At 63.9% G+C, this 16696-nt stretch carries 13 protein-coding genes and 4 tRNA genes; all 17 read left to right on the top strand.

What is annotated here, in order from left to right; all coding sequences use genetic code 11:
* Window positions 1-600: 600 nt before the first annotated feature.
* The 17 genes from FHR96_RS20180 (at window position 601) to rpsG (ending at window position 16674) form a co-directional block, all read left to right on the top strand.
* Complete coding sequence (locus FHR96_RS20180; RefSeq protein WP_183389511.1) at window positions 601-837, top strand: hypothetical protein; 237 nt, start codon at window positions 601-603, stop codon at window positions 835-837.
* Between the two features lie 174 nt (window positions 838-1011).
* Window positions 1012-1992: a biotin--[acetyl-CoA-carboxylase] ligase gene (locus FHR96_RS20175; protein ID WP_183389510.1), complete on the top strand. Its 981-nt coding sequence runs from the start codon at window positions 1012-1014 to the stop codon at window positions 1990-1992.
* A complete protein-coding gene (locus tag FHR96_RS20170; protein ID WP_183389509.1) occupies window positions 1992-2831 on the top strand; it encodes a type III pantothenate kinase in 840 nt (279 codons plus the stop codon). Before FHR96_RS20175 ends, FHR96_RS20170 begins: the two co-directional genes overlap by 1 nt.
* A 117-nt stretch (window positions 2832-2948) precedes the next feature.
* Window positions 2949-3032 (top strand) — tRNA-Tyr (locus tag FHR96_RS20165).
* Between the two features lie 48 nt (window positions 3033-3080).
* A tRNA-Gly gene (locus FHR96_RS20160) sits at window positions 3081-3154 on the top strand.
* A gap of 13 nt (window positions 3155-3167) precedes the next feature.
* Window positions 3168-3242: transfer RNA gene (locus FHR96_RS20155), tRNA-Thr, on the top strand.
* Window positions 3243-3391: 149 nt separating this feature from the next.
* A tRNA-Trp gene (locus tag FHR96_RS20150) sits at window positions 3392-3467 on the top strand.
* Between the two features lie 73 nt (window positions 3468-3540).
* Window positions 3541-3909, top strand: coding sequence for a preprotein translocase subunit SecE (secE, locus tag FHR96_RS20145; protein ID WP_183389508.1), 369 nt, complete (start codon window positions 3541-3543; stop codon window positions 3907-3909).
* 8 nt (window positions 3910-3917) lie between these two features.
* Window positions 3918-4451, top strand: coding sequence for a transcription termination/antitermination protein NusG (nusG, locus tag FHR96_RS20140; protein WP_183389507.1), 534 nt, complete (start codon window positions 3918-3920; stop codon window positions 4449-4451).
* Between the two features lie 91 nt (window positions 4452-4542).
* Window positions 4543-4974, top strand: a complete 432-nt coding sequence (gene rplK / locus FHR96_RS20135; protein ID WP_183389506.1) for a 50S ribosomal protein L11 — start codon at window positions 4543-4545, stop codon at window positions 4972-4974.
* A 2-nt stretch (window positions 4975-4976) separates the two neighbouring features.
* Window positions 4977-5669, top strand: a complete 693-nt coding sequence (gene rplA, locus FHR96_RS20130; protein WP_183389505.1) for a 50S ribosomal protein L1 — start codon at window positions 4977-4979, stop codon at window positions 5667-5669.
* Window positions 5670-5938: 269 nt separating this feature from the next.
* Window positions 5939-6442 (top strand): 50S ribosomal protein L10, encoded by a 504-nt coding sequence (gene rplJ / locus FHR96_RS20125; RefSeq protein WP_183389504.1) that lies wholly within the window; start codon window positions 5939-5941, stop codon window positions 6440-6442.
* A gap of 89 nt (window positions 6443-6531) precedes the next feature.
* Window positions 6532-6903: a 50S ribosomal protein L7/L12 gene (rplL, locus tag FHR96_RS20120; RefSeq protein ID WP_183389503.1), complete on the top strand. Its 372-nt coding sequence runs from the start codon at window positions 6532-6534 to the stop codon at window positions 6901-6903.
* 233 nt (window positions 6904-7136) lie between these two features.
* Window positions 7137-11216 (top strand): DNA-directed RNA polymerase subunit beta, encoded by a 4080-nt coding sequence (gene rpoB, locus FHR96_RS20115; protein ID WP_183389502.1) that lies wholly within the window; start codon window positions 7137-7139, stop codon window positions 11214-11216.
* A gap of 87 nt (window positions 11217-11303) precedes the next feature.
* Window positions 11304-15521: a DNA-directed RNA polymerase subunit beta' gene (gene rpoC, locus FHR96_RS20110; RefSeq protein WP_183389501.1), complete on the top strand. Its 4218-nt coding sequence runs from the start codon at window positions 11304-11306 to the stop codon at window positions 15519-15521.
* A 179-nt stretch (window positions 15522-15700) separates the two neighbouring features.
* Entirely contained in the window at window positions 15701-16075 is a 375-nt protein-coding gene (gene rpsL / locus FHR96_RS20105; protein ID WP_016856424.1) for a 30S ribosomal protein S12, read from the top strand.
* Between the two features lie 128 nt (window positions 16076-16203).
* Window positions 16204-16674, top strand: coding sequence for a 30S ribosomal protein S7 (gene rpsG / locus FHR96_RS20100; protein WP_108447075.1), 471 nt, complete (start codon window positions 16204-16206; stop codon window positions 16672-16674).
* Window positions 16675-16696 lie beyond the last annotated feature (22 nt).

Raw genomic sequence — 16696 nt, 5'->3', positions numbered from 1 at the left:
GTGTGGGAGTTCCCATGCGAGAGTAGGTCATCGTCAGGCATCTATACCGAGAAAACCCCGGACCGACAGGTTCGGGGTTTTTTCATGTCGGGACGCTGGGTGGCCATGCCTGGGCGACAGGGGATATGGCTGCCAGGGGAGTCCCCCTGGAGCGTCGCGGGAACCGCCCGCCGGGTCGCCGGCCGCCGGGTCGCCGGCCGCCGGATCGCCGACCGCCGGATCATCGTCAGGCATCGATACCGAGCACCGAGAAAACCCCCGGGCCACATGGCTCGGGGGTTTTTCATGCCCGAATGATCGGCCGCGGACAGGCGGCATGTCGCCGGGGAGTTCCCCTGGAGAGCATCGGGGTGTCGACCGACGCGTCGGACGGCTCAGGCGCACTTCAGGCCCCCTGAGGGTCGGTCGGCGTCCGCGCATTGAGCGATGGGCGTTGATGCAAAATGCGACGCCTCTGGCCAAAGGGGAGGGGGGGCTGTCGGTCCAGGGCGACAAGTGAATCTCGATATCGGAGGGGTGCGGCTGGTCTGAAAGGCGAACGGCGGTTAGCCTGTGGAAACACGCTTGGAAAGCAAAGTATCTCAGGAGGAGGTAAGCATCATGGCACACGGTATTCAGCGCAAACTCGCCCTGGCAATGTTCATTGGCATGACGGCCATGGGCCTGGCGGCCTGTGAAGAAGAGGGGCCGGCAGAAAAAGCGGGTGAGAACGTCGACCAGGCGATGGATGAGGCTGGCGAAAACATCGACGAGTCCATGGACAAGGCGGGCGAGACAGTCGAGGAAATGGGGGATAGCGTCGAGCAGGCCGCTGACGAGGCCGATTCCGAATACTGAGCCGACTGGCGAATCCACGACTCATGAGGCCGGGCATATGCCCGGCTTTTTTTTTGCGGGGGTTGGCAGGGAGCGCGTGTGGTGGCTCGCATGCCTAATGATGATGAGCTTGCCGATTTCCGGCGCCGAGTCAGTTCCGCTAGAATGAGGCTTTTTCCCGTCAGGGGCGTGTGCATGACCATTGGTGACCTGATTCGCCTGTTGAGCGATGGCGAGTTCCATTCTGGCGAGCAGTTGGGGGAGCGGCTGGGCGTGTCTCGGGCCGCCGTCTGGAAGCAGCTGCGCAAGCTGGAGGCATTGGGAATTCCCATGGAGGCGGTCAAGGGGCAGGGATACCGGTTGGCCGAGCCCTTGGAGCTGCTCGATGGGGCGACGATCGTTGCCGGGTTGACCCGCGAGGCGCGTCGACATGTCAGCCGCTTGTTCGTCGAGGAAACGCTGCCCTCGAGCAATCAGTTCCTGCGCGAGCGCTTCGAGCAAGGCGCAGGGCATGGCGAGGTCTGTCTGGTGGAGCAGCAGAGCGCCGGGAAGGGGCGTCGTGGGCGTACCTGGGTGACGCCCTGGGGGCGGACGCTGATGCTCTCGGTGGGCTGGCGAGTCGAGTCGGGAGTGGCGGCCCTGGAGGGGCTCAGCCTGGCGGTGGGCGTGGCTCTCGCGCAGGTGCTGGAGCGGCATGGGGTATCGCCGCGGCTCAAGTGGCCAAATGACGTGTTGCTGGAGACCGAGGGCGGCCAGCTGGGCAAGCTGGCCGGTATCCTGGTCGAGCTCAGTGGTGACGCTGCGGGCCCCTGCGAGCTGGTAGTCGGGATGGGCATCAACGTCGATCTGTCCGAGGCTTTTCGTGCGGGAATCGAGCAGCCGGTGGCGGCGGTGCGTGATCAGGCTCCAGGCCTGTCGCGAAACCAGTTGGCGGTGGAGCTGCTGGAGGCGCTGATGCCGCTGCTGGCGGAGTTCGAGCATCGCGGTTTCGGTGCCTGGAAGGACGACTGGAACGCACGCCATGCCTTTGCAGGACAGGAGGTGGATATCGTTCGCGGGGAGCGTCGCGAGCCGGCCGTGGCGGAAGAGGTGGATGAGGCCGGTAACCTCTGGGTGATGGGCGATGCCGGGCGCATGCGTCTCGCCGGCGGTGAGATCAGTGTGCGGGGGCGCTAATGATCCTGGATCTGGACATCGGAAATACCTTGTCGAAGTGGCGGCTGAAGGATGCCGCGAGCAGCGAGATTCGTTCCCGGGGGGCCGTCTGGACGCGTGAGGAGTGGCGTCCCGGAGCCGATATCCCGGACCTCGATGTCGTCGAGGCGGTAAGAATTTCCAGCGTGGCGCGCAGGGCGGTGTTGGCGCGCACCGTCGATCTATTGCATCGGCAGGTTCGTGATGTCCACGTGGCGCGTTCGGAGCCCGAAGCGTTGGGTGTCAGCAATGGTTACGAGGAGCCCGGTAGGCTGGGAGTGGATCGCTGGCTGGGGGTGTTGGCCGGATACCAGTTGGCCGGGGGCTGCTGCAGCGTCGACTGCGGCAGCGCCATCACCGTGGACTTCGTGCTGCCGGGAGGGCGGCACCTGGGAGGCTACATCCTGCCGGGGCTACGCCTGATGAAGGAAAGCCTCAAGCTCGGTACCCGTAACGTGTCGATCGACCCGGATAGCGAGGCCGACGAACTGCTGGCTCCCGGGACGCGTACGGTAGAGGCCGTCAATCATGGCATCTACATGGCGGCGGTGAGTGCCGTGAACCGCATCTACAGTGAGGTGTGCGACCGGGAGGGCGTAGCGCTGCCGTTGCTGCTGACCGGGGGCGATGCCAGAGTCGTCTCGCGCGGCATCCAGATTCCCCATGCGGTATGGCCGGACATGGTCTACGGCGGCCTGGAGGCGTGCTTTCCCTTGACGGCCGCGGAGCGCGCGGGGCGTATGTCCGGGGCGCCGCGGGTGCCGCGGCCGGTGTCGCTGGAAAAGATTCGTGCGGGGCTTGCATTCTCCACCCTGCTTTGACACAATGCGCCGCGTTCCGGAGAGGCAGGATCGCCGCGTTGCGGTCGTCTCGTCAGGATGATTGAGAAAACAATCACTTGACACCGAGAGCTGAGGCGGTAAAATGCACCGCCAGTTGGAGGGGTTCCCGAGTGGCCAAAGGGAGCAGACTGTAAATCTGCCGCGAAAGCTTCGAAGGTTCGAATCCTTCCCCCTCCACCAGGTTTCGCCGCACTCGCTGAAGTGGGTGGTGGTAGCAAGAGTGGGTAGGCGGGCATAGTTCAATGGTAGAACCTCAGCCTTCCAAGCTGATGATGCGGGTTCGATCCCCGCTGCCCGCTCCAGCTTAGCAGTTTTGCTCATGTAGCTCAGGGGTAGAGCACACCCTTGGTAAGGGTGAGGTCGACGGTTCAAATCCGTCCATGAGCTCCACATTGGAAAGGCGAGCTGAGGCTCGCCTTTTCTCTTTCTTCCCGGTGCGAGCATGAGGCCGGAGAAGGGGTTGCCAGATAAAGCGACATCCGCTATGATGGCGCCCGCTGTCGCTGAGGCCTTTCGCAAAGGAAGGTCGCGGAAGCAACAGGCCAGTAGCTCAATTGGCAGAGCAGCGGTCTCCAAAACCGCAGGTTGGGGGTTCGATTCCCTCCTGGCCTGCCAGTCTTCCCCAGGCTGGTGAGATTTCTTGTGTTTTTCACGTTTCGATTGCCGCGCCTTGAGGAGTCTCGTTTTCATGAAACATAACGCCGAGGTGCAGGAGTCGCGCCACGACGGGCTCAAGTGGGCGGTTGTCGTCATTCTGCTGGTTCTTGCCGTGGTCGGTAATACCTATTTTGCCGACCAGGCGCTGCTTTATCGTGTGCTAGGCGTCGTCGCTCTCAGTGTAGTGGCGGCGCTGGTGGCGCTGACCACCGGCAAGGGGCGCGATCTGCTGGAGCTTGCCCGCAGCGCCAAGAAAGAGATTCAGCGCGTGGTGTGGCCGACTCGTCCCGAAACCATCCAGACCACTGCCATCGTGCTGGTGGCCGTGATGGTGGTGGGGCTGATGCTGTGGCTTATCGATACGCTTCTTGGCTGGGCGATGTCCGGCGTCATTGGTTAGGAGTCATCATGTCCAAGCGTTGGTACGTCGTTCACGCCTATTCCGGCTTCGAGAAGCATGTCATGCGCTCTCTCACGGAGCGCGTGAAGATGTATGGCATGGAGGATCGTTTCGGCGAGATCCTGGTGCCGACCGAAGAAGTTGTCGAGATGCGTGACGGCAAGCGCCGCAAGAGCGAGCGCAAGTTCTATCCCGGCTATGTGCTGGTCGAGATGGAGATGGACGACGCGACCTGGCACCTGGTCAACGAGACCCCGCGCGTGATGGGGTTCATCGGCGGTACCAAGGAGAAGCCGGCGCCGATCACCCAGCGTGAAGCCGACGCCATCCTCAGCCGGGTCAAGGACGGTACCGAGAAGCCGAGGCCCAAGACGCTGTTCGAGCCGGGCCAGTCCGTGCGTGTCATCGATGGGCCCTTCGCCGATTTCAATGGCGTGGTCGAGGAAGTCAACTACGACAAGAGCCGCCTGCAGGTCAGCGTGCTGATCTTCGGTCGCTCTACGCCGGTCGAGCTGGAGTTTGCCCAGGTCGAGAAGGAGTAAGTCTTCTCGATCGACGATTTTCATGGCGGCCGCCGAGGCGACCGCCTCAACCGGGGAGCCGCGAGGCGCTATCACCCATCTGGAGTAAATCATGGCCAAGAAAGTACAGGCTTACATCAAGCTGCAGGTTGCAGCCGGTAAGGCCAATCCGAGTCCCCCCGTGGGTCCTGCGCTGGGCCAGCACGGCGTCAACATCATGGAGTTCTGCAAGGCGTTCAACGCCGAGACGCAGGACATCGAGCCGGGTCTGCCGACTCCCGTTGTCATCACCGTCTACTCCGACCGCAGCTTTACCTTCGTCACCAAGACGCCGCCTGCCGCCGTCCTGCTGAAGAAGGCTGCTGGTATCAAGTCCGGCTCCGGTGAGCCGAACAAGAACAAGGTCGGTACCGTGACCCGCGAGCAGCTGGAAGAGATCGCCAAGACCAAGGAGCCGGACCTGACGGCTGCCGATCTCGACGCAGCGGTGCGTACCATTGCCGGTAGTGCCCGCAGCATGGGCCTCAACGTGGAGGGCCTCTGATCATGGCTAAGCTCACCAAGCGCGCTCAGCAGATTCGCGAGAAGGTCGACCCGAACAAGGCCTACTCCCTCGAGGAAGCCGTGGCCCTGCTCTCCGAGCTGTCCACCGTCAAGTTCAATGAGTCCGTCGACGTCGCCGTCAACCTGGGCGTCGATCCGCGCAAATCCGACCAGGTCGTGCGCGGCGCCACCGTCATGCCCAACGGTACCGGCAAGGACGTGCGTGTTGCCGTCTTCACCCAGGGTGCCAACGAAGAAGCCGCCAAGGAAGCCGGTGCCGACATCGTCGGCATGGATGACCTGGCCGAGCGGGTCAAGAAAGGCCAGCTCGACTTCGACGTGGTCATCGCATCGCCGGACGCCATGCGCGTCGTCGGCCAGTTGGGCCAGATCCTCGGTCCGCGTGGCCTGATGCCGAACCCCAAGGTCGGCACCGTGACTCCGGACGTGGCCACTGCCGTCAAGAACGCCAAGGCCGGTCAGGTGCGCTTCCGTACCGACAAGAACGGCATCATCCACGCCACCCTGGGCAAGGTCGATTTCGATGCTACCGCCATCCGCGGTAACCTCGAGGCGCTGATCGCCGACCTCAAGAAGCTCAAGCCGAGCACTTCCAAGGGCGTGTACTTCAAGAAGATTTCCCTGTCCACCACCATGGGCCCGGGACTGACCGTCGACCACGCTGCGTTCGTCTAACGCCGCGATCGACCAGAGCAAGACACTTTGCGGTCCCCGTGCACGGTTTCGATGGAGCCGGCGGGGCACCGTCAAAGACCGCAGGCGCCGCCTCGCTCGTAGAGGCGGCTTAATCGTCCCTCGGGGCCGCCTGCGCAGATGGTGTGGCCGCCAGATTTCTGGTGAGCACCATCACCCAGGACCCTCGGTCGCGCCTTTCGGGGCCGGGCGAGGGAGATGGTAACCACCGGAATCCTCTGCGGAGATTCCGGCACGAAGGAGTGATCACCGTGCCACTAGCACTCGAAGGCAAGAAGGCCATTGTTGCCGAGGTCAGTGAAGCGGCCAAGGATGCTCTCTCCGTCGTCGTTGCCGATTCTCGCGGCGTTTCGGTCGGCAAGATGACCGACCTGCGCAAGCAGGCTCGCGAGAATGGCGTGCAGATCCGTGTTGTCCGCAACACCCTGGCACGCCGCGCCCTGGAAGGCACTCAATGGGAGTGCCTGAACGAGTCTTTCGTGGGTCCGACCCTCCTGGCTTTCTCCACCGAGCATCCGGGCGCTGCCGCCCGCCTGTTCAAGGAGTTCGGCAAGGACGAGAAAGATTTCGAAGTCAAGGCGCTGGCATACGAAGGCGAGTTCATCCCGGCGAGCGATCTCGACCGCCTGGCAAGCCTGCCGACCTATGACGAGGCCATCGCCAAGCTGATGTCCGTCATGAAGGAGGCGTCTGCCGGCAAGCTGGTTCGTACCCTCGCCGCGCTGCGTGACCAGAAGGAAGGCGAGGCCGCCTGAACGGCGAACTCGACCTCCTTGCGCGAATCGAATATTGAATCACCGAGCCATCGGCCCGCCGAGGCTCCCGCAAAGTTAGGAACGTGAAAATGGCACTGACCAAAGAAGACATCATCAACGCCGTCGCCGACATGTCCGTGATGGAAGTCGCCGAGCTGATCGAGGCGATGGAAGAGAAGTTCGGCGTCACCGCTGCCGCCGCTGTCGTGGCTGGCCCGGGTGGCGGCGAAGCCGCTGCCGCCGAAGAGCAGACCGAGTTCGACCTGGTGCTGACCTCTGCCGGCGACAAGAAGGTCAACGTCATCAAGGCCGTCCGCGAGATCACCGGCCTGGGCCTGAAGGAAGCCAAGGGTGCCGTCGACGGCGCGCCGGCGACCATCAAGGAAGCGATGTCCAAGGACGACGCCGAAGAAGCCAAGAAGAAGCTGGAAGAAGCCGGCGCGAGCGTGGAGCTCAAGTAATCCTTGTGCCCACGGCTTTACGCGCTGCGTAAGCTTCCACGGCTGGTGGCGGGACACCCGCTGCCGGCCTTTTTCTGTTGTCGCTAGGCGGTTCGCCCTTCGGGCCTCCGCCAGCCGAATTCCGACGGCGAGCCTCTCTGTGGAGGCTTGCCGTCAGCGCCTGACGGAGCCGCGTCCGTCGGGTGGCGCCGACACGCATCGGTCACCCATGGTGAACAAGCTGGGGAATACAGATGGCTTACTCATACACTGAGAAAAAACGCATCCGCAAGGATTTCGGCAAACTGCCCCAAGTGATGGATGTGCCTTACCTGCTGGCCATCCAGCTTGATTCCTATTACGACTTTCTCCAGCAGGATCGCTCACCCGAAGAACGCCTCGACGTCGGCCTGCATGCCGCCTTCCGCTCGGTCTTTCCGATCGAGAGCTTCTCCGGCAATGCGGCTCTGGAATACGTCAGCTACCGTTTCGGCACTCCGGCCTTCGACGTCAAGGAGTGCCAGTTGCGTGGCGTCACCTACTCGGCCCCCCTGCGCGTCAAGGTCCGCCTGATCATCTACGACAAGGATTCGTCGAACAAGGCGATCAAGGACATCAAGGAGCAGGAAGTCTACATGGGGGAAATCCCCCTGATGACCGAGAACGGTACTTTCGTGGTGAACGGTACCGAGCGTGTCATCGTCTCCCAGCTGCACCGCTCCCCGGGCGTGTTCTTCGATCACGACAAGGGCAAGAGCCACTCCTCCGGCAAGCTCCTGTATTCCGCGCGGGTGATTCCTTACCGCGGCTCCTGGCTGGACTTCGAGTTCGATCCGAAGGACAACGTCTTCGTGCGCATCGACCGTCGTCGCAAGCTGCCGGCATCCGTGCTGCTGCGTGCGCTGGGCATGAGCGCCGAGGAGATCCTCGACGAATTCTTCGAGACCAGCACCTTCCACATCGAGAAGAGCGGCTTCTCCGTGGAACTGGTGCCGTCGCGCCTGCGCGGCGAGACCGCGACCTTCGACATCAAGGATGGCGAAGGTAACGTCATCGTCGAGGAAGGCCGTCGGATCACCCAGAAGCATATCCGTCAGCTGGAGAAGACCGGCCTCGAGCGCCTCGAGGTGCCGATGGACTACCTGTTCGGCAAGACCCTGGCCAAGGATCAGGTCGACCCGAACACCGGAGAGCTGATCTGCGCCTGCAACACCGCCATCACCCCGGAACTGCTGGAGTCCCTGGGCCAGGCCGGCCTGACTCGTCTCGAGACGCTCTACACCAACGATCTCGACTGCGGTCCCTTCATTTCCGATACCCTCAAGCTGGACACCACCGGTTCCCAGCTCGAGGCGCTGGTGGAAATCTATCGCATGATGCGCCCCGGCGAGCCGCCCACCAAGGAGGCCGCCGAGACGCTGTTCAACAACCTGTTCTTCACCGAGGACCGCTACGACCTGTCCGGCGTCGGTCGCATGAAGTTCAACCGTCGGCTGCGTCGCGACAGCGATACCGGTGCCGGCGTGCTCGACCAGCGCGATATCCTCGACGTGCTTGGCGAGCTGATCAACATCCGTAACGGCTTCGGCGATGTCGATGACATCGACCACCTGGGCAACCGCCGTATCCGCTGCGTCGGCGAGATGGCCGAGAACCAGTTCCGCGTGGGCCTGGTGCGCGTCGAGCGTGCGGTCAAGGAGCGTCTCTCGATGGCCGAGAGCGAAGGCCTGATGCCCCAGGACCTGATCAACGCCAAGCCGGTGGCCGCGGCGGTGAAGGAGTTCTTCGGCTCCTCGCAGCTGTCGCAGTTCATGGACCAGAACAACCCGCTGTCCGAGGTGACGCACAAGCGTCGCGTCTCCGCCCTCGGCCCGGGTGGCCTGACCCGCGAGCGTGCCGGCTTCGAGGTGCGCGACGTTCACGCCACTCACTACGGCCGCCTGTGCCCGATCGAGACCCCGGAAGGTCCCAACATCGGCCTGATCAACTCGCTGGCCACCTACAGCCACACCAACAGCTACGGTTTCCTCGAGACCCCGTACCGCAAGGTGGTGGACAGTCAGGTGACCGACGACGTGGTGCATCTCTCCGCGATCGAGGAAGGCGACTTCGTCATCGCCCAGGCCTCGGCCACCGTGGATGAGGGCGGCAAGCTGGTCGATGACCTGGTGCAGGTCCGCCACCGCGGCGAGACCACCTTCATGCGCCCCGAGCAGGTCACCCTGATGGACGTCTCGCCGCGCCAGGTGGTGTCCGTGGCGGCGGCGCTGATCCCGTTCCTGGAGCACGATGACGCCAACCGCGCCCTGATGGGGGCGAACATGCAGCGTCAGGCCGTGCCGACCCTGCGCGCCGAGAAGCCGCTGGTGGGTACCGGCATGGAGCGCTTCGTGGCCCGCGACTCCGGCGTCTGCGCCGTGGCGCGCCGTGGCGGCATGATCGATTCGGTCGATGCCAAGCGCATCGTGGTGCGGGTCAATGAAGACGAGATCATCGGCGGCGAAGCCGGCGTCGATATCTACAACCTGACCAAGTACCTGCGCTCCAACCAGAACACCTGCCAGAACCAGCGCCCGATCGTTCGCCCCGGCGACAGCGTGGCGCGTGGCGATATCCTGGCCGACGGCCCGTCCGTCGACATGGGCGACCTGGCGCTGGGCCAGAACATGCGCATCGCCTTCATGCCGTGGAACGGCTACAACTTCGAGGACTCCATCCTGCTCTCCGAGCGGGCCGTCCAGGAAGACCGCTTCACCACCATCCACATCCAGGAACTGACCTGTGTCTCCCGCGACACCAAGCTGGGCGCGGAAGAGATCACCTCGGACATTCCCAACGTCGGCGAGTCGGCGCTGGCCAAGCTGGACGAGGCCGGCGTGGTCTACATCGGCGCCGAGGTCGGGCCGGGCGATATCCTGGTGGGCAAGGTCACGCCCAAGGGCGAGACCCAGCTGACGCCCGAGGAGAAGCTGCTGCGCGCGATCTTCGGCGAGAAGGCCTCCGACGTGAAGGACACGTCCCTGCGTGCCCCGACCGGCATGAAGGGGACCGTCATCGACGTCCAGGTGTTCACCCGTGACGGCGTGGAGAAAGACTCCCGGGCGCTGTCCATCGAGCAGATGCAGCTCGACGAAGTGCGCAAGGATCTCCAGGAGACCTACCGCATCGCCGAGGATGCCACCTTCGAGCGCCTGCAGCGTACGCTGTCCGGCCAGGCCGTCAACGGCGGGCCGAAGCTCAAGAAGGGCGACGTGCTCACCGACGAGTACCTCGAGGAGCTGCCGCGTCAGCAGTGGTTCAAGCTGCGCATGCAGGACGAGGCCCTCAACGAGCTGCTGGCTCAGGCCGACGAGCAGCTGGAGAATCGTCGCAAGGAGATGGACGAGCGCTTCGAAGACAAGAAGCGCAAGCTGACCCAGGGCGACGATCTGGCGCCGGGCGTGCTCAAGATCGTCAAGGTCTACCTGGCGATCAAGCGCCGCCTGCAGCCGGGCGACAAGATGGCCGGCCGTCACGGTAACAAGGGTGTCATCTCGGCGATCATGCCGATCGAGGACATGCCGTTCGACGACAACGGCGAGCCGATCGACGTGGTCCTCAACCCGCTGGGCGTGCCGTCGCGGATGAACGTCGGGCAGATCCTCGAGACGCACCTCGGCATGGCCGCCCGCGGCCTCGGGGTCAAGATCGAGCACATGCTGCGCGATGCCCGCGAGCAGCAGGTCGCCCAGATCCGCGAGTTCCTGGCGGAGGTCTACAATTCCACCAGCGGCACCCGGGTCGAGGACCTGGACTCGCTGTCCGACGACGAGGTCATCGCCCTGGCGAAGAACCTCAAGGCGGGCGTGCCGATGGCCACGCCGGTGTTCGACGGTGCCCGCGAGGGTGAGATCAAGCACCTGCTGCGCCTCGCCGACCTGCCGGACTCCGGCCAGATGACCCTCTACGACGGGCGTACCGGCGATGCGTTCGACCGTCCGGTCACCGTGGGTTACATGTACATGCTGAAGCTCAACCACCTGGTGGATGACAAGATGCACGCGCGTTCCACCGGTTCCTACTCCCTGGTCACCCAGCAGCCGCTGGGCGGCAAGGCGCAGTTCGGTGGTCAGCGCTTCGGGGAAATGGAGGTCTGGGCCCTGGAAGCCTACGGCGCAGCCTACACCCTTCAGGAGATGCTCACCGTCAAGTCCGACGACGTGGAGGGCCGCACCAAGATGTACAAGAGCATCGTGGATGGCGACCACACCATGCAGGCGGGCATGCCGGAATCCTTCAACGTGCTGGTGAAGGAAATCCGCTCGCTGGGTATCGATATCGAACTGGAGAGCTGAGGCTGCCGCTACGGCGCTTCGCAGTAATGACGGTCCGCGGGGGCGTACGCGCCCCCGCCCATGACAACTCCGCAACGGAGCCGACCCATGAAAGATTTGGTGAAAGTCCTCAAATCGCAGTCTCAGTCCGACGAGTTCGACGCGATCAAGATCACTCTGGCGTCGCCGGACATGATTCGCAGCTGGTCCTTCGGCGAGGTCAAGAAGCCCGAGACCATCAACTATCGTACCTTCAAGCCGGAGCGTGACGGCCTGTTCTGTGCCAAGATCTTCGGCCCGGTGAAGGACTACGAGTGCCTGTGCGGCAAGTACAAGCGGATGAAGCATCGCGGCATCATCTGCGAGAAGTGCGGCGTCGAGGTCACCAAGGCCGCCGTGCGCCGCGAGCGCATGGGCCACATCGAGCTGGCCAGCCCGGTGGCGCACATCTGGTTCCTGAAGTCGCTGCCGTCGCGCATCGGCATGTTCCTGGACATGACCCTGCGCGACATCGAGCGCGTGCTCTATTTCGAGAGCTTCATGGTCGTCGATCCGGGCATGACCACCCTCGAGCGTGGCCAGCTGCTCAACGACGAGCAGTACTTCGAGGCCCTCGAGGAGTTCGGTGACGACTTCGACGCCCGCATGGGTGCCGAGGCCGTGCAGGCCATGCTCAAGGACATCGATCTCGAGGAAGAGATCGAGCGTCTGCGCGAGGAGATCCCGCAGACCAACTCCGAGACCAAGATCAAGAAGCTGTCCAAGCGCCTCAAGCTGCTGGAAGCCTTCCAGGGCTCCGGCAACGATCCGGCGTGGATGGTCATGGAAGTGCTGCCGGTGCTGCCGCCGGACCTGCGCCCGCTGGTGCCGCTGGACGGCGGTCGCTTCGCGACGTCCGACCTGAACGACCTGTATCGTCGCGTGATCAACCGTAACAACCGCCTCAAGCGGCTGCTCGATCTCAACGCGCCGGACATCATCGTGCGCAACGAGAAGCGCATGCTGCAGGAAGCGGTCGATGCGCTGCTCGATAACGGCCGTCGCGGCCGGGCGATCACCGGTTCAAACAAGCGTCCGCTGAAGTCGCTGGCCGACATGATCAAGGGCAAGCAGGGCCGCTTCCGTCAGAACCTGCTCGGCAAGCGCGTCGACTATTCCGGCCGCTCGGTCATCACCGTCGGCCCGACCCTGCGCCTGCACCAGTGCGGCCTGCCGAAGAAGATGGCGCTCGAGCTGTTCAAGCCGTTCATCTACTCCAAGCTGCAGTACAACGGCCAGGCCTCCACCATCAAGGCCGCCAAGAAGATGGTCGAGCGCGAGCTGCCCGAGGTGTGGGATATCCTTGCCGAGGTCATCCGCGAGCATCCGGTGCTGCTCAACCGCGCACCGACACTGCACCGTCTCGGCATCCAGGCCTTCGAGCCGCTGCTGATCGAGGGCAAGGCGATCCAGCTGCACCCGCTGGTGTGTGCCGCTTACAACGCCGACTTCGACGGCGACCAGATGGCCGTACACGTGCCGCTGACCCTGGAGGCCCAGCTCGAGGCCCGGGCGCTGATGATGGCCACCAACAACGTGCTGTCACCGGCCAACGGCGAGCCGATCATCGTGCCGTCCCAGGACGTGGTGCTGGGTCTGTACTACATGACCCGCGAGAAGATCAACGGCAAGGGCGAGGGCATGGTGTTCTCCGACCTCAACGAGGTCGAGCGCGCCTTCGGCACCCAGAGCGTGGCGCTGCATTCTCGCGTCAAGGTGCGTCTCGACGAGTTGGTGATCGACGAGGAGACCGGCGAGAAAAGCGAGACCCGCAAGATCTACGACACCACCGTGGGTCGTGCTCTGCTGTTCCGCATCCTGCCCGACGGCGTGCCCTTCGAGCTGATCGACCAGCCGATGAAGAAGAAGGCCATCTCCAAGCTGATCAACGAGGTGTATCGTCGTGCCGGCCTCAAGCCCGCGGTGATCTTCGCCGACCAGCTGATGTACACCGGCTTCCGCATGGCCACCTGGTCCGGCGCCTCCATCGGCGTCAACGACTTCGTCATCCCGGACGCCAAGGCCGAGATCGTCGAAGGCGCCGAGGAAGAGGTCAAGGAGATCGAGGACCAGTTCTCCTCCGGTCTCGTGACCGCGGGCGAGAAGTACAACAAGGTCATCGATATCTGGGCGCGCGCCAACGACCAGGTCGCCAAGGCGATGATGGCCGGTATCTCAAAGGAGAGCGTGATCGACCGCGAGGGCAGCGAGGTCGAGCAGGACTCCTTCAACAGCGTGTTCATCATGGCCGACTCCGGTGCCCGGGGTAGTGCCGCCCAGATCCGCCAGCTGGCGGGCATGCGTGGCCTGATGGCCAAGCCGGACGGCTCGATCATCGAGACACCGATCGTCGCCAACTTCCGTGAAGGCCTGAACGTCCTGCAGTACTTCATCTCGACCCACGGCGCGCGTAAGGGCCTGGCGGATACGGCACTCAAGACTGCCAACTCCGGTTACCTGACCCGCCGCCTGGTCGACGTGGCCCAGGACATGGTGATCACCGAGACCGATTGCGGCACCGAGAACGGCCTGACTCTGCATCCGGTCATCGAAGGCGGCGATATCATCGTCTCGCTGGCCCAGCGCGTGCTCGGTCGCGTGGTCGCCCAGGACGTCATCGATCCCAACACCGACGAGGTGCTGATCCCGCGTGACACCCTGCTCGACGAAGCCTGGTGTGCCGAACTCGACACCATGGGCGTCGACGAGATCGTGGTGCGTTCGACCATCACCTGCGAGACCAGCCACGGCGTCTGCTCGTCCTGCTACGGTCGCGACCTGGCGCGTGGCCATCAGGTCAACGTGGGCGAGTCCGTCGGCGTCATCGCCGCCCAGTCGATCGGTGAGCCGGGTACCCAGCTGACCATGCGGACCTTCCACATCGGTGGCGCGGCCTCTCGGGCCTCCGCGGTGGACAGCGTCCAGGTCAAGCACGGCGGCAAGGTGCGCCTGCATAACATCAAGCACGTCGAGCGTGGCGACGGCAAGCTGGTCGTGGTTTCCCGTTCCAGTGCCCTGGCCGTCGCCGACGAGCACGGCCGCGAGCGCGAGTACTACAAGCTGCCCTACGGCGCCGAGCTTTCCGTCAAGGACGGCGAGACCGTGGACGCCGGGCAGACCGTCGCCAAGTGGGATCCGCACACCCACCCGATCGTCGCCGAAGCCGAGGGCCAGGTGCAGTACGCGGACATGGACGAAGGTCTGACCATGCACCGCAGCGTGGATGAGATGACCGGGCTGTCCTCCATCGAGGTGATCGAGTCGGCGGCGCGCCCCATGGCCGGCCGCGACAAGCGCCCGATGATCCTGCTGGCCGACGAAACCGGCAAGCCGGTGACCGTGTCCAACTCCGACACGCCGGTACAGTACCTGCTGCCCGGCAAGGCGATCGTCACCGTGGACGATGGTGCCAAGATCGGCGTCGGCGAGGTGGTGGCCCGTATTCCGGTGGAAGCGACCGGTAACAAGGACATCACCGGGGGTCTGCCGCGAGTCGCCGACCTGTTCGAGGCTCGCAAGCCGAAGGAGCCGGCGATCCTGGCCGAGATCAGCGGGACCATCAGCTTCGGCAAGGAGACCAAGGGCAAGCGTCGCCTGACGATCACCCCCGAGGACGGCGATCCGTTCGAGATGCTGATCCCGAAATGGCGCCAGATCGCGGTCTTCGAAGGTGAGGCCGTCGAGAAGGGCGAAGTGATCTCCGACGGTCCGAGCAATCCGCACGATATCCTGCGTCTGCTCGGCATCGCCGAACTGGCCAAGTACATCGTCGCCGAGGTGCAGGACGTCTATCGTCTGCAGGGCGTGGGCATCAACGACAAGCACATCGAAGTCATCGTGCGTCAGATGCTGCGCAAGGTGGAGATCACCGACGCCGGCGACTCGGACTTCATCCCGGGCGATCAGGTCGAGCTGGTGCGGGTGCTGGAGCAGAACGCCGTCCTGAACGGGGTCGACAAGTTCCCGGCCAAGTATCAGCGCCTGCTGCTGGGTATCACCAAGGCCAGCCTGGCGACCGAGTCGTTCATCTCCGCGGCCTCCTTCCAGGAGACCACGCGGGTGCTGACCGAGGCGGCCGTCACCGGCAAGCGCGATTACCTGCGCGGCCTGAAGGAAAACGTGGTGGTGGGACGCTTGATCCCGGCCGGTACCGGCCTGACCCACCATGCGGAGCGTCGCCGCAAGCGTGAAGACGCCGACCGCGTGCTCCACCCGTCGGCCTTCGAGGTCGAGCAGGAGCTGGGGGCCCAGCTCACCGCGCTCGACTCGGACGACGACGAGATCTGACGTTCGGCCGCCTACGCGGCGCCCTTCGGGGCGCCGCGCTTGACGGTCGGTGGCGTCAGCCATTAGAATGCGCAGCCTTTAACAGTGGGGCGGGTGCGCCCGCGACGCTGTGAAAGGACCGCAAGACAGGAAGCGAACGGCTACTCGCTTCCGCCAAGGCAACCCATTTGGAGCGATAAATGGCAACGATCAATCAGCTCGTGCGCAAGCCGCGCAAGCGCCAGGCCGCCAAGAGCGACGTGCCGGCGCTGCAGGCCTGCCCGCAGAAGCGCGGCGTTTGCACCCGCGTCTACACCACCACCCCGAAGAAGCCGAACTCGGCCCTGCGTAAGGTCTGCCGTGTGCGCCTGACCAACGGCTTCGAGGTGTCTTCCTACATCGGCGGTGAAGGCCACAACCTCCAGGAGCACTCCGTGGTCCTGATTCGTGGCGGCCGAGTGAAGGACCTTCCGGGTGTCCGGTATCACACCGTTCGCGGTGCCCTGGATACCTCCGGCGTGCAGAACCGTAAGCAGGGCCGTTCCAAGTACGGCACCAAGCGTCCGAAGGCCTAAGCCTCAGGACGTTGCCGACTACGGCCATTACAGAACATCGATATTGACACGGTCTGATAAGAGTAAGGTCGAGCGCCCCTGGGGTCGTCTCGGGTTTACCTGAAGGACCCTTCGGAAGAGGGCTTATCATGCCTAGAAGAAGAGTTGCGGCCAAGCGCGAGATCCTGCCGGATCCCAAGTTCGGATCCGAGCGCCTGGCGAAGTTCATGAACCACCTGATGATCAGCGGCAAGAAGTCCGTAGCTGAGCGCATCGTCTATGGTGCGCTGGACAGGGTTGCCGATCGTTCCAAGGAAGAGCCGCTGGAGATCTTCGACAAGGCGCTGGAAACCATCCAGCCGATGGTCGAGGTGAAGTCTCGCCGCGTCGGCGGTGCGACCTATCAGGTGCCGGTCGAAGTGCGTCCGTCTCGCCGTCAGGCCCTGGCCATGCGTTGGCTGGTGGACGCCGCGCGTCGTCGCGGTGAGAAGACCATGGTGCAGCGTCTGGCTGGCGAGATGCTGGATGCCGCCGAAGGTAAAGGTTCGGCCGTCAAGAAGCGTGAAGACGTGCATCGCATGGCAGAGGCCAACAAGGCCTTCTCTCACTACCGCTTCTAAACCGCATCGCCAACCAACGGGA

It is taken from the genome of Halomonas organivorans (assembly GCF_014192055.1).
Lineage (GTDB): Bacteria > Pseudomonadota > Gammaproteobacteria > Pseudomonadales > Halomonadaceae > Halomonas > Halomonas organivorans.
Note: the sequence above shows the minus strand (reverse complement) of the source record. Positions and strands in the feature narration are given on the sequence as shown.